The following is an 11,898-nucleotide window of genomic DNA, read 5'->3' as shown; positions in this document are numbered from 1 at the left end:
CTCGTTCTCCACTGCGGCTCAACTCACTTCGTGTAGGGGATGCCTTCGGCGGCCGGCGGGCGCACCCGTCCGACGAGCCCCGCGACGGCGAAGATCGTCACGATGTACGGCGTCATCAGCATGATCTGGCTGGGGATGGGCGTCTGGATGATGCTCAGCTGGAGCTGGAGGTTGTTGGCGAAGCCGAACAGCAGGGCCGCCGCCAGCGCGCCCTTCGGGCTCCAGCGGCCCAGGATCATGGCCGCGAGCGCGATGTACCCCTTGCCGTTGGTCATCTCCTTGCCGAACGCCAGCCCCGCGGCGACCGTGAAGAACGCACCACCGAGACCGGCGACCGCGCCGCCGAGCACCGTGGAGCGCAGCCGCGTGCGGTTGACCTTGATGCCGACGGTGTCGGCGGCCTTCGGGTGCTCGCCGACCGAGCGCAGGCGCAGGCCCCAGCGGGACCGGAACACCATGATCTGCAGCACGATCACGACGACGTACATGATGTAGACGAGCGCGGTCTGGCGGAACAGCACCGGCCCGATGATCGGGATCTGCGAGAGCACGGGGATGCTGATGACCGGCAGGCCCGGAGGGTTGTTCCACGTGTCCGGGTTCTGCTTGAGCACCGTGGAGAACAGGTAGCTGGTCACGCCGATGACCAGCACGTTCAGCACGACGCCGACGATGATCTGGTTGACCACGTACTTGATGGAGAACAGGACCAGCAGCAGCCCGACGAGGGCGCCCGCGAACGGCGCGGCGATGAGTCCCGCGTACGCGCTGCCGGTCAGGGTGGCGACGACGGCCGCGAGGAACGCCCCGCCGAGCAGCTGGCCCTCGATGGCGATGTTGATGATGCCGGACCGCTCGCACAGCAGACCCGCCAGGGACCCGAACACGAGCGGGATCGCGAGGAACAGGGACCCCTGCAGCAGACCGGTGAGCGGCAGCCCGCTGCCCTTGCCGGCGACGGCCCACACCAGGAACGCGAACACCATCAGGAAGCCGTAGGTGATCGGCAGCCAGGCTCCGGCCTTCTCCCGGCGGCGCGTCTCGTAGAACGACACCCCGGCGAGCGCGAGCGCCGCGAGGCACAGGATGATCGCGGTCAGCTTCGACGGCACCGAGAAGGGCGTGAACTGGATGAAGTCGCGTGACGTCGAGACGGCGAACGTGCTGTGCTCGCCGCTCGGTGCGAGCAGCCCGAACACCACGAGCCCGAACAGCGCGACCGCCGCGTAGGCGATCGGCGCGTGCCACTTGATCGGGGGAAGGACCAGCTCGGAGGCCGGCCGGGCCGGCGCCGTCGCGTCGATCGTGGGGGCGCTCATGCGCTGACCTCCTGCGCTGCGACGGGGACGACGGGCTTCGGGGCTCGTGGCGTGTCCGGTGACGGCAGGCGGAACACCGACCGGACCAGCGGCGGGGCCGCGATGAACAGGACGATGAGCGACTGCACGACGAGCACGATGTCGATGGGCGTCCCGGTGCGCGCCTGCATGACCACGCCGCCGGCGCGCAGCGCGCCGAACAGGATGCCCGCCAGCACCGTGCCGAGCGGCTTGGACCGCCCGAGCAGGGCGACCGTGATGGCGTCGAACCCGTAGCTCGCCGCGACGCCCGCGGTCAGCACCCGCTCGGTGCCGAGCACCTGCGCGGACCCCGCGAGGCCCGCGAACGCACCGGCCGTGAGCATGACCCAGACGTACGCCGCGTTCACCGAGATGCCCGCGGTGCGTGCCGCGTGCGGGTTGGACCCGACCGCACGGAACCGGAAGCCGATGGTCGAACGCTCCATCAGCCACCACGCGAACACGGCGGCGGCGATGGCCACCAGGAAGCCCGCGTGCAGGCGGAACCCGCTGCCCAGCAGCAACGGGTAGGCGGCCGTGTCCGGGATGGGCGGGCTCACCGGGTTGTTGCTGCCGGGCCGCTGGAACGCGTTGAGGCTCAGCAGGTACGCGACCAGGTACACCGCGATGTTGTTGAGCATGATCGTGACGATGACCTCGTGCGCCCCCGTGCGCGCCTTGAGCACGCCGGCGATGCCGGCCCACAGGGCGCCACCGAGCGCTGCGCCGATGACGCAGAGCAGCAGGTGCAGCACCGGGGGCAGGTCGAACGTGAACCCGATGTACCCGGCGAAGATCCCACCGAGGATGATCTGGCCCTGGGCGCCGATGTTGAACAGCCCGGCACGGAAGCCGATGCCCAGGCCGAGGCCGGCGAGGATCAGCGGGGTCGCGACCGTCAGCGTCTCGGTGAAGGGCCGGACCGCGCGGGTCAGCTCCTCGGCCCGGGGGTCGTAGACGGCCCCCGCGAAGAGCGCCGCATAGGCCTCCGACACCGCGGTCCACGCCGCCGACAGCAGGTCGCCGGGGCGCGAGAAGAAGTAGCCCGCCGCGGACTGCACGGCCGCGTCGGCGGCGGCGATGAGCACCCCACCGAGGATCAGCGCGAGCACCACCGCCAGCACCGAGACCAGCCAGCTGCTGGTGAGCATCTCGTGCAGGAGCTGCCGTCCGCCGTCGCCCTTCTCGGCCGGCTCGGCCACCCCCGTCTGCCCGGGGGGCGGCACCTGCGCGTCGGGCAGGGGGACCGGCGTCGGGCTGCTCACAGCTCCTCCTGAGGTGATGCTGTCGGGGCTGTCGGGGGGGCCGGCGGTGCCGGTGGCGTCCCGGGAGCGGTCGCCTCGAGGTCGGCGACGCCGAGCGTCGTGCGGTGGTCGGCGGCCTGGCGGACGGCGTCGTCCAGCGGCACGCCGGCCATCATGAGGCCCAGCACGTCGCGGTCGGTCCCGCCGGGGACGTCGCCGACGATGCGGCCGCGGTACATCACCAGGATCCGGTCGGCGAGCGCGAGCACCTCGTCCAGCTCCGTCGAGACGATGATCACCGGGGTGCCGTTGTCGCGCTCCTGGACGATCCGCGTGTGCACGAACTCGATCGAGCCGACGTCCAGGCCACGGGTGGGCTGCGAGGCGATCAGCAGGCGCAGCGGCCGGGACATCTCCCGCGCCAGCACCACCTTCTGCTGGTTGCCGCCGGACAGGGTGCTCGCGTGCGCGTCGATGGATCCCGTCCGCACGTCGAACTCGGCGATCCGCTTCTCGGCGTTCTCCCGCACGGCGGCCGGCCGCAGGGCGACCCCGCTCGCGAAGGGCTCGTAGCGGTGCAGGTCGAGGATGAGGTTCTCCGCGATCGAGAAGTCGGCGATCACGCCGTCGGTCGAGCGGTCCTCGGGGACGAAGCCCACGCCGGCGTGGAGCACGTCACGCACCGATCGGCCGACCAGCTCGACGCCGTCCAGCGTCACGGAGCCGGCGACGGGTGCCTGGAGCCCGAGCACCACCTCGGTGAGCTCGGTCTGCCCGTTGCCCTGCACGCCGGCGATCGCGACGATCTCGCCGCGGGCGACGTCGAACGACACGTCGTCGATCTGCCGCACACCGGCCTGGTCGATGACCGTGAGGTTGCGCACCTGCACGGTGACCTCGCCGGGCACCGCCACCGAGCGGTCGACGCCGAGGTCCACCGAGCGGCCGACCATCATGGACGCGAGCTCGGTCTCGGTCGACGACGGCTGCGCGGTGCCGACGACCTTGCCGCGGCGGATGACGGTGATGCGGTCCGCGACCGCACGCACCTCGCGCAGCTTGTGGGTGATGAAGACGATCGAGGTCCCGGACTCCTTGAGCTGGCGCATGATGCCGATCAGCTCGTCGGTCTCCTGCGGCGTGAGCACGGCGGTGGGCTCGTCGAGGATGAGGACCTTGGCGTGGCGGGAGAGCGCCTTGATGATCTCCACCCGCTGCTGGACACCGACGGGCAGGTCCTCGATGTACGCGTCGGGGTCGACGTGGAACCCGAACTGGTCGGAGATCTCCTTGACCCGGCGGCGTGCCTCGGGAAGGTCGATCAGGCCGGCGCCGCGCACGGGCTCGTGCCCGAGCACGACGTTCTCGGCGACGGTGAAGACGGGGACGAGCATGAAGTGCTGGTGGACCATGCCGATGCCGGCGGCCATCGCGTCCCCGGGGCCGGCGAACGTCACGGGCACGTCGTCGACGAGGATCCGGCCGTCGTCGGGGTCGTACAGGCCGTACAGCACGTTCATGAGCGTGCTCTTGCCGGCGCCGTTCTCCCCGAGCAGCGCGTGGATCTCCCCGGGCTCCACCACGAGGTCGATGTGGTCGTTGGCGACCAGCGACCCGAAGGTCTTGGTGATGCCCTTCAGCTCCAGCTTCACCGGTCGTCTCCTTCGACGTCGCGACTGTTCTCAGACACTATCCATCCCCTCGACACGTGCGGTGCCGGACAGGCCGACGGCCCGGGCGCTGGGCCCGGGCCGTCGTCCGTCGGTACTGCGTCAGATCACTTCGGGGAGGCGTCGGACTGCACGACGATCTCGCCGGAGATGATCGCGGCCTTGAGCTCCTCGACCTTCGTCGTGACGTCGGAGGCGACCTTCGACTCGAAGTCGTGGAACGGCGCCAGGCCGAGGCCCTCGTTCTCCAGGGTGCCCACGTACGGGTCGGAGGAGAACTTGTCGTCCACGGCCTCGCTGATCGTGTCGAAGACGGCCGGGCCGATCTCCTTCATGACCGAGGTGAGCACGATCGGGCCGTACTCCGTGGTCTCGAACCAGTCGGCGTCGACACCGATGATCGCGACGTTGCCGGCCGTCTGCGCGACGGAGGCGGTGCCCAGGCCCACGGGACCGGCGACGGGCATGATGATGTCCGCACCCTGGTCGATGAAGCTCTGGCCGATGTTCTTGCCGTCGTCCTGGCTGTCGAAGTTGCCGGCGAAGACGCCGGTCTGCGCGGCCTTGTCCCAGCCGAGGAGCGTCACGGCCGTGCCGTTGTCCTCGTTGTACTTGGCGACGCCGTCCGCGAAGCCGTCCATGAAGATGGTGACGGACGGGATCGCGATGCCACCGAAGGTCGCGACCTTGCCGGTCGTCGACTGGCCCGCGGCCACGTACCCGGCCAGGTAGGCCGCCTGCGCGGTGTCGAAGAGGATCGGCTTGGCGTTGTCGAGCGTGACCGGGTTGAAGTCAGCGTCCGAGAACGAGCTGTCGACGAGCGCGAACTTGATGTCCGGGTTCGCCTCGGCGGCCGTCTGGATCGGGTCCTCGAGCAGGAAGCCGACGCCGATGATCAGGTCGCAGTTCTCGGCGACGAGGCTGTCGATGTTCGGGGTGTAGTCGGTGTCGGCGGCGGACTCGACGCTGGCCACCTCGATCCCGAGCTCGTCCTTGGCCTTGTTCAGGCCCTCGAAGCCGGCCTGGTTGAACGACTTGTCGTCGAAACCGCCCGCGTCCGAGACCATGCAGGCCTTGAAGTCGGTGCTGGCGGCAGTCTCGCCGCCGGTCGTCTCCTCGGTGTCCTCCGGGGCACTGCCACACGCCGCAAGCGCGAGGGCGACAACCCCGCTGAGGGCGGCCACTCGAATGATCTTCTTCACGCGACTCTCCTGAATCTCGTCAGCAGCCGGTCCGGCTGGGCCGACCGTGCGGTTGGCACGACGGTGTACCACCACAAGGTCTGGGGCTGCCCGGCATTGATTCTCGGACCATAGCCAGCACGAGGTGTCGGGCAGGTTACCGGCGGGTATCCGTGCAGGTTCCGTTACCGACTTGGTATGTCCGCCCAGGTGACGGACGCGTCGTCTCAGCCCGCGAGAAGAGCGGTCCGCGCCAGGAGCAGGGCTCCGACCTCGACCGCGCGCTCGTCCACCCGGAGGTCGCCCTGGTGGATGTCGTAGGTGTGACCGCCCGGCGTGCGCGTACCCAGCCGCGCCATCGCGCCCGGCACCTTGGTCAGGTACCAGGCGAAGTCCTCGCCGCCCAGCGACTGCTCGGTCAGCTGGACCGACCCGGCGCCCAGCACGTCGTGCGCCGCGGCCTCGAGGACCCCGGTCGCGTGCGCGGAGTTCTCCACGGGCGGGACGCCCCGGTGGTGCCGGACCTGGACCTCGACGCCCAGGGGCGCCAGGACCTGCTCGACCGCCGAGTGGAACACCTCCGACGCCTTCTCCCACGCGCGGACGTCCAGGCACCGCAGCGTGCCCTTGACGGTCCCCGTCGACGGGATCGCGTTGTGCGCCGACCCCGCCTGCACGGCGCCCCACGTGAGGTTCACGCCGGAGCGCGGGTCCAGGCGGCGGCCCAGGATGGCGGGCACCTGCGTGATGACCTGACCGAGCGCGAACACCACGTCGCCCGTCAGGTGGGGGCGCGACGTGTGGCCGCCCGGACCGGTGACCGTCACGGTGACCTCGTCGCTCGCGGACGTGATGGGACCGATCCGGGTGCCCACCTGGCCGACGTCGACCTTGGGGTCGCAGTGGAACGAGTAGATCTCCGCGACCCCGTCCAGGCCGCCCGCGGCCACCACGTCGAGCGCCCCGCCGGGCTGCACCTCCTCGGCCGGCTGGAACACCAGCCGCACGCCGGTCCGCAGCTCGTCCGCCAGCTGGGCCAGGACCAGCCCGGCGCCGAGCACCGCCGCCGTGTGCACGTCGTGCCCGCAGGCGTGCGCGACGCCCCGCACGGTCGAGGCCCACGGCGTGCCAGTCGTGTCCTGCACCGGCAGCCCGTCGAGGTCGGCGCGCAGGGCGATCCGCTGGCGGCCGCTGGTCGCGGGGCCGGGACCGATGTCGCACACGAGACCGCTGCCCGGCAGCAGGCGCGGCTCGAGCCCGGCGGCGCGCAGCCGCTCGGCCACCAGCTTGGTGGTCCGGACCTCGGTGCGGCCGAGCTCCGGGTGCGCGTGCAGGTCCCGGCGGACGGCGACCAGCTCGTCACGCAGCTCGGCGACCAGCACGGCGAGGCGCGCCGACCCCGGGTCGGTGGGGTCGGGTCGCAGGCTGGTCAGGGGGGCGACGACGGGGCCGGGGTGAGCGAAGGACACGCTTCGACCCTAGCCGCGCCCGCCCGGACCGGCCGAGGGTGTCCGCGTCAGAGCAGGTCCTCGCGGCCGCGCACGCGCCAGGCGTCGACCGCAGACTTGACGGCCTGGGCGTGCGCGAGCGTGGTCACCAGCACCGCGTCGGGGGTGTCCACGACGACGGCTCCGGGCAGACCGATCACCGACACGGTCCGGCCCGTGCCGGGCACGACGAAGGCTCCGTCGGCGTCGATGCGCAGGACGACGCCGTCGTCGCCGAGGGTGTCCACGGGCAGCAGCGTGGCGAGCGACTCGAAGTCGCCGATGTCGTCCCAGGTGAAGTCGCCGGGCACGACGGCCACTCCTCCGGCGGCGGCCACCGGCTCGGCGATCGCGTGGTCGATCGCGATCTTGGTCAGCCCCGGCCAGACGCGCCCCAGCACCTCGCCGCGGTCCGGGCCGTCCCAGGCGGCCGCGATCTCCTGCAGTCCGGCGGCGAGCGTCGGCAGCTGCGTCGCCAGGTGGTCCAGCAGGACGCGCGCGCGGACGAGGAACATCCCGGCGTTCCAGCGGTACTCCCCCGTCGCCAGGTACGCGGTCGCGGTGTCGGCGTCGGGCTTCTCCGTGAACCCGGCGGCGTGCGCGACCGTGGGCGCGTCGGCCAGGCCGAGCGAGGCGCCCGAGCGGACGTAGCCGAACGCGGTGGACGGGCCGGTCGCCGCGATGCCGATGGTCACGACGTACCCGGCACGGGCCGCGACGACGCCCTCGCGCACGGCGCGCTGGAACCCCTCGGCACCGTCGATGACGTGGTCGGCAGCGAACGACCCGAGCACGACGTCCTCGCCGTGGCGGGCGAGCAGGACCGCGGCGGCCAGCCCGATCGCCGCCATCGAGTCGCGCGGCGACGGCTCGGCCAGCACGTCGTCTGCCCCGACCTCGGGCAGCTGACCCACGACGGTCTGCGCGTGCCGGGCCCCGGTCACCACGAGCACGCCCCCCGCCCCGGTGAGCGGGAGCAGCCGGTCGACCGTCGCCTGGAGCAGGGTGCGACCCGAGCCGGTGAGGTCGAGCAGGAACTTCGGGTGGCCCGCGCGCGACAGCGGCCACAGGCGCGTGCCCGCACCGCCTGCCGGGACGACGGCGTGGAATCCGGGGATCACCGAGGACACGGTGGGCGTGGTCGACATGGGGGTCAGGGTAGCGACCGCCCGCCCTTGCCCCGCGCTGTGCAATACCTCACAGCAGGGGCCTAAGGACCCTTGCCGAGCGGTTGCGTACTCGTCAGTTCACTACAGTTGGGCCGACAAGGACGTCGTCGTCCGAACCTCTGATCCGCCAGGAGGCCCCTAGTGCCTGCAGCGCCCGCTCCGAGCGGAGTGCCGGCCACCCGCAAGGTGCCCGCCGGAACGCTCTACCGAGGGCGCGAAGGCATGTGGTCCTGGGTCGCCCACCGCGTCACCGGTGTCGCGATCTTCTTCTTCCTCCTCGTCCACGTGCTCGACACCTCGCTGGTGCGCGTGTCGCCCGAGGCCTACAACGACGTGATCGGCACCTACAAGAACCCGATCATGGGGCTGGGTGAGGCCGGGCTCGTGGCGGCCATCGTGTTCCACGCGTTCAACGGCATCCGGATCATCCTCGTGGACTTCTGGGCCAAGGGCCCCAAGTACCAGCGCGTGATGCTCTGGGTGGTCATGGGCCTGTTCGTGCTGACGATGGCCGGCTTCCTGCCCCGCCACCTCATGCACGTGTTCGGAGGCGAGTGATGACCACGATCGCCGACCCGAAGGCCCCGCGTCCTGCGAAGCCCCGCCCCGCGCGCCTCACCACCCGCGGCAACACCGAGCTCTACGGCTGGGTGTTCATGCGCGCGTCCGGCGTGATCCTCGTCGTCCTGATCTTCGGGCACCTGTTCGTCAACCTGGTCGCCGGTGAGGGCATCTCCGCGATCGACTTCGGCTTCGTCGCCGGCAAGTGGGCGTCGCCGTTCTGGCAGATCTGGGACCTCCTGATGCTCTGGCTCGCGATGATCCACGGCACCAACGGAGTGCGGACGATCATCAACGACTACGCCGAGCGCGACGGTGTGCGCCTAGCCCTCAAGGCGTCTCTGTACCTCGCGTTCGTCGTCGTCGTCGTGCTCGGCACGCTCGTCATCTTCACGTTCGACCCGTGCCCGGCGGGCTCCCCGGCGGACCTGCTGCCCTCGTTCTGCACGGCGTAGCGCACTCCCCCAGAGACAGGAAGGCATCGACACCGATGCAGACCCACCAGTACGACGTCGTGATCGTCGGCGCGGGCGGCGCCGGCATGCGCGCGGCCCTGGAGTCCTCGACGCGAGTGCGCACGGCCGTCATCTCCAAGCTCTATCCGACGCGCTCCCACACGGGTGCGGCGCAGGGCGGCATGTGCGCCGCGCTGGCCAACGTCGAGGAGGACAACTGGGAGTGGCACACGTTCGACACCGTCAAGGGCGGTGACTACCTGGTGGACCAGGACGCCGCCGAGGTGATGGCCAAGGAGGCCATCGACGCGGTGCTCGACCTGGAGAAGATGGGCCTGCCGTTCAACCGGACGCCCGAGGGCAAGATCGACCAGCGCCGGTTCGGCGGGCACACCCGCAACCACGGCGAGGCGGCCGTGCGCCGGTCCTGCTACGCCGCGGACCGCACGGGCCACATGATCCTGCAGACGCTCTACCAGCAGTGCGTGAAGAACGACGTCGAGTTCTACAACGAGTTCTACGTGCTCGACCTGCTGGTGGACCACGACCTCGCGGCCGGCCACGTCCCGGACGGCGAGGAGGTCAACGTCTCGGGCGTCGTCGCCTACGAGCTGGCCACCGGCGAGATCCACGTGTTCCGGGCCAAGTCGGTGGTCCTGGCCACCGGCGGCGCGGGGAAGATCTACAAGACGACCTCCAACGCGCACACCCTCACCGGTGACGGCATGGCGCTGGCGTACCGCCGCGGGATCCCGCTGGAGGACATGGAGTTCTTCCAGTTCCACCCGACCGGCCTGGCGGGGCTCGGCATCCTCCTGTCGGAGGCCGCGCGCGGCGAGGGCGGCATCCTGCGCAACTCCGAGGGCGAGCGCTTCATGGAGCGCTACGCCCCGACCATCAAGGACCTGGCGCCGCGCGACATCGTCGCCCGGTCCATGGCCAACGAGGTGCGCGAGGGCCGCGGCGCGGGTCCCAACAAGGACTACGTCTTGCTCGACCTGACCCACCTCGAGCCCGCGCACATCGACGCCAAGCTCCCCGACATCACGGAGTTCGCGCGGACGTACCTCGGCATCGAGCCGTACACCGAGCCCGTGCCGGTCTACCCGACGGCGCACTACGCGATGGGTGGCATCCCCACCAACATCGAGGCGCAGGTGCTGCGCAACTCGACCGACGTCATCCGTGGCCTGTTCGCCGCGGGCGAGGTCGCGTGCGTGAGCGTGCACGGCTCCAACCGCCTGGGCACCAACTCGCTGCTCGACATCAACGTGTTCGGCAAGCGGGCCGGCATCTCGGCTGCGGCCTACGCGCTGACCGCGTCGTTCATCGAGCTCCCCGACGACCCCGCAGCCACGGTCGTCGCCGGCCTGGAGGAGATCCGCACACGTCCCGACGGCGAGCGTGTATCGGACATCCGCAAGGCGCTCCAGGAGTCGATGGACCTGAACGCGCAGGTGTTCCGGACGTCCGAGTCGCTGACCCAGGCTCTCGACGACATCAAGGCCCTCCAGAAGCGGTTCCGCCAGGTGTCGGTGCAGGACAAGAGCACGATGTTCAACACCGACCTGCTCGAGGCCGTCGAGCTGGGCTTCCTGCTCGACATCGCGGAGACCGTCGTCGTGGGCGCCCTCAACCGCGACGAGTCGCGCGGCGGGCACTTCCGCGAGGACTTCCCGGACCGCGACGACAAGAACTACATGCGCCACACCATGGCCTACCGCCGCCCGCTCCCCGTGAAGGGCCACCGCCTGTGGGGCACCGAGGGCGACGGGGACCACAAGGGCTCGTTCGCGCACACCACCCTCTTCGAGGACTACCAGCTCGTGCTGGGCTCCAAGCCCGTCACGATGACCCGCTACCAGCCGATGGAGCGTAAGTACTGATGACTGCGACGCTTGACGCGCCCTCGGCCGCTCCCGTGATCCCGTCCTTCGACGTCACGCTGAAGATCCGGCGCTTCCTGCCGGACGACGGCGCCGGCGCACCGGAGCCGTACTGGGACGAGTTCACGGTCCGCGCCCACGGCACCGACCGCGTCCTCGACGCCCTGCACAAGGTGAAGTGGGAGGAGGACGGCTCGCTGACGTTCCGTCGCTCCTGCGCGCACGGCGTGTGCGGGTCCGACGCCATGCGGATCAACGGCCGCAACCGGCTGGCCTGCAAGACGCTGCTCAAGGACCTGGACCCGAGCAAGCCGATCATCATCGAGCCCATCAAGGGCCTGCCGGTGATCAAGGACCTGGTCGTCGACATGGAGCCGTTCTTCGCCTCCTACCGCGAGATCATGCCGTTCCTCATCACCACCGGGAACGAGCCCACCAAGGAGCGCCTGCAGAGCGCCGAGCAGCGCGAGCGGTTCGACGACACCACCAAGTGCATCCTCTGCGCCGCGTGCACCTCGTCCTGCCCGGTGTTCTGGACCGACGGGCAGTACTTCGGCCCCGCGGCGATCGTCAACGCGCACCGGTTCATCTTCGACAGCCGCGACGAGGGTGGCGCCCAGCGCCTCGAGATCCTCAACGACAAGGAGGGCGTGTGGCGCTGCCGCACGACCTTCAACTGCACCGAGGCGTGCCCGCGTGGCATCGAGGTGACGAAGGCGATCCAAGAAGTCAAGCGCGCCATGATCACGCGCGCCTTCTGACGCCCAGCGACCGGCAGCCGCGACAGACGAGTCAAGCGCGCCATGATCACGCGCGCCTTCTGACGCCCGCGACCGGCAGCCGCGAGAGACGAGTGAAGCGCGCCATGATCACGCGCGCCTTCTGACGCGCTGTGACGCGGTGCG

The 11,898-nt window shown here is 70.6% G+C and carries 10 protein-coding genes; 4 read left to right on the top strand and 6 right to left on the bottom strand.

Annotated features, from left to right (window positions below; all coding sequences use genetic code 11):
• Positions 1-23: 23 nt before the first annotated feature.
• The 6 genes from ACO06A_RS13085 to ACO06A_RS13060 form a co-directional block, all read right to left on the bottom strand.
• Positions 24-1,319, bottom strand: coding sequence for an ABC transporter permease (locus ACO06A_RS13085; protein ID WP_421732662.1), 1,296 nt, complete (start codon positions 1,317-1,319; stop codon positions 24-26).
• Positions 1,316-2,605, bottom strand: a complete 1,290-nt coding sequence (locus ACO06A_RS13080) for an ABC transporter permease (protein WP_421732661.1) — start codon at positions 2,603-2,605, stop codon at positions 1,316-1,318. The genes ACO06A_RS13085 and ACO06A_RS13080 overlap by 4 nt, the downstream gene beginning before the upstream one ends.
• Positions 2,602-4,236, bottom strand: a complete 1,635-nt coding sequence (locus ACO06A_RS13075) for an ABC transporter ATP-binding protein (protein ID WP_421732660.1) — start codon at positions 4,234-4,236, stop codon at positions 2,602-2,604. The genes ACO06A_RS13080 and ACO06A_RS13075 overlap by 4 nt, the downstream gene beginning before the upstream one ends.
• A 125-nt stretch (positions 4,237-4,361) precedes the next feature.
• Positions 4,362-5,456, bottom strand: coding sequence for a BMP family lipoprotein (locus ACO06A_RS13070; protein ID WP_421732658.1), 1,095 nt, complete (start codon positions 5,454-5,456; stop codon positions 4,362-4,364).
• Positions 5,457-5,662: 206 nt separating this feature from the next.
• Positions 5,663-6,859 (bottom strand): amidohydrolase, encoded by a 1,197-nt coding sequence (locus ACO06A_RS13065; RefSeq protein WP_421736063.1) that lies wholly within the window; start codon positions 6,857-6,859, stop codon positions 5,663-5,665.
• Between the two features lie 92 nt (positions 6,860-6,951).
• Positions 6,952-8,070 (bottom strand): mannose-1-phosphate guanylyltransferase, encoded by a 1,119-nt coding sequence (locus ACO06A_RS13060; RefSeq protein ID WP_421732657.1) that lies wholly within the window; start codon positions 8,068-8,070, stop codon positions 6,952-6,954.
• A gap of 189 nt (positions 8,071-8,259) precedes the next feature.
• On the opposite strand from ACO06A_RS13060, the gene sdhC reads away from it, so the two are divergent.
• The 4 genes from sdhC to ACO06A_RS13040 are packed head-to-tail and all read left to right on the top strand — an operon-like array spanning position 8,260 to position 11,754.
• Positions 8,260-8,649: a succinate dehydrogenase, cytochrome b556 subunit gene (gene sdhC / locus ACO06A_RS13055; RefSeq protein WP_421736062.1), complete on the top strand. Its 390-nt coding sequence runs from the start codon at positions 8,260-8,262 to the stop codon at positions 8,647-8,649.
• Complete coding sequence (gene sdhD, locus ACO06A_RS13050) at positions 8,649-9,107, top strand: succinate dehydrogenase, hydrophobic membrane anchor protein (RefSeq protein ID WP_421732656.1); 459 nt, start codon at positions 8,649-8,651, stop codon at positions 9,105-9,107. The genes sdhC and sdhD overlap by 1 nt, the downstream gene beginning before the upstream one ends.
• A gap of 35 nt (positions 9,108-9,142) precedes the next feature.
• The gene (sdhA, locus tag ACO06A_RS13045; RefSeq protein ID WP_421732655.1) at positions 9,143-10,993 is read left to right on the top strand and encodes a succinate dehydrogenase flavoprotein subunit; all 1,851 of its coding nucleotides are present in this window, start codon (positions 9,143-9,145) and stop codon (positions 10,991-10,993) included.
• On the top strand, positions 10,993-11,754 hold the full coding sequence (locus ACO06A_RS13040; RefSeq protein ID WP_175345833.1) for a succinate dehydrogenase iron-sulfur subunit: 762 nt from the start codon (positions 10,993-10,995) through the stop codon (positions 11,752-11,754). Before sdhA ends, ACO06A_RS13040 begins: the two co-directional genes overlap by 1 nt.
• Positions 11,755-11,898: the final 144 nt, after the last annotated feature.

Source organism: Cellulomonas sp. (assembly GCF_965229465.1).
Lineage (GTDB): Bacteria > Actinomycetota > Actinomycetes > Actinomycetales > Cellulomonadaceae > Cellulomonas.
The sequence above is the reverse complement of the archived record's forward strand: the minus strand, read 5'-3'. Positions and strand labels throughout refer to the sequence as shown.

What these genes read in the sequence shown, in the direction of transcription:
- sdhA (WP_421732655.1), top strand. Translation starts at nt 9,143, where the DNA reads ATGCAGACCCACCAGTACGACGTCGTGATCGTCGGCGCGGGCGGCGCC.
- ACO06A_RS13040 (WP_175345833.1), top strand. Translation starts at nt 10,993, where the DNA reads ATGACTGCGACGCTTGACGCGCCCTCGGCCGCTCCCGTGATCCCGTCC.
- sdhD (WP_421732656.1), top strand. Translation starts at nt 8,649, where the DNA reads ATGACCACGATCGCCGACCCGAAGGCCCCGCGTCCTGCGAAGCCCCGC.
- ACO06A_RS13085 (WP_421732662.1), bottom strand. Translation starts at nt 1,319, where the DNA reads ATGAGCGCCCCCACGATCGACGCGACGGCGCCGGCCCGGCCGGCCTCC.
- ACO06A_RS13060 (WP_421732657.1), bottom strand. Translation starts at nt 8,070, where the DNA reads ATGTCGACCACGCCCACCGTGTCCTCGGTGATCCCCGGATTCCACGCC.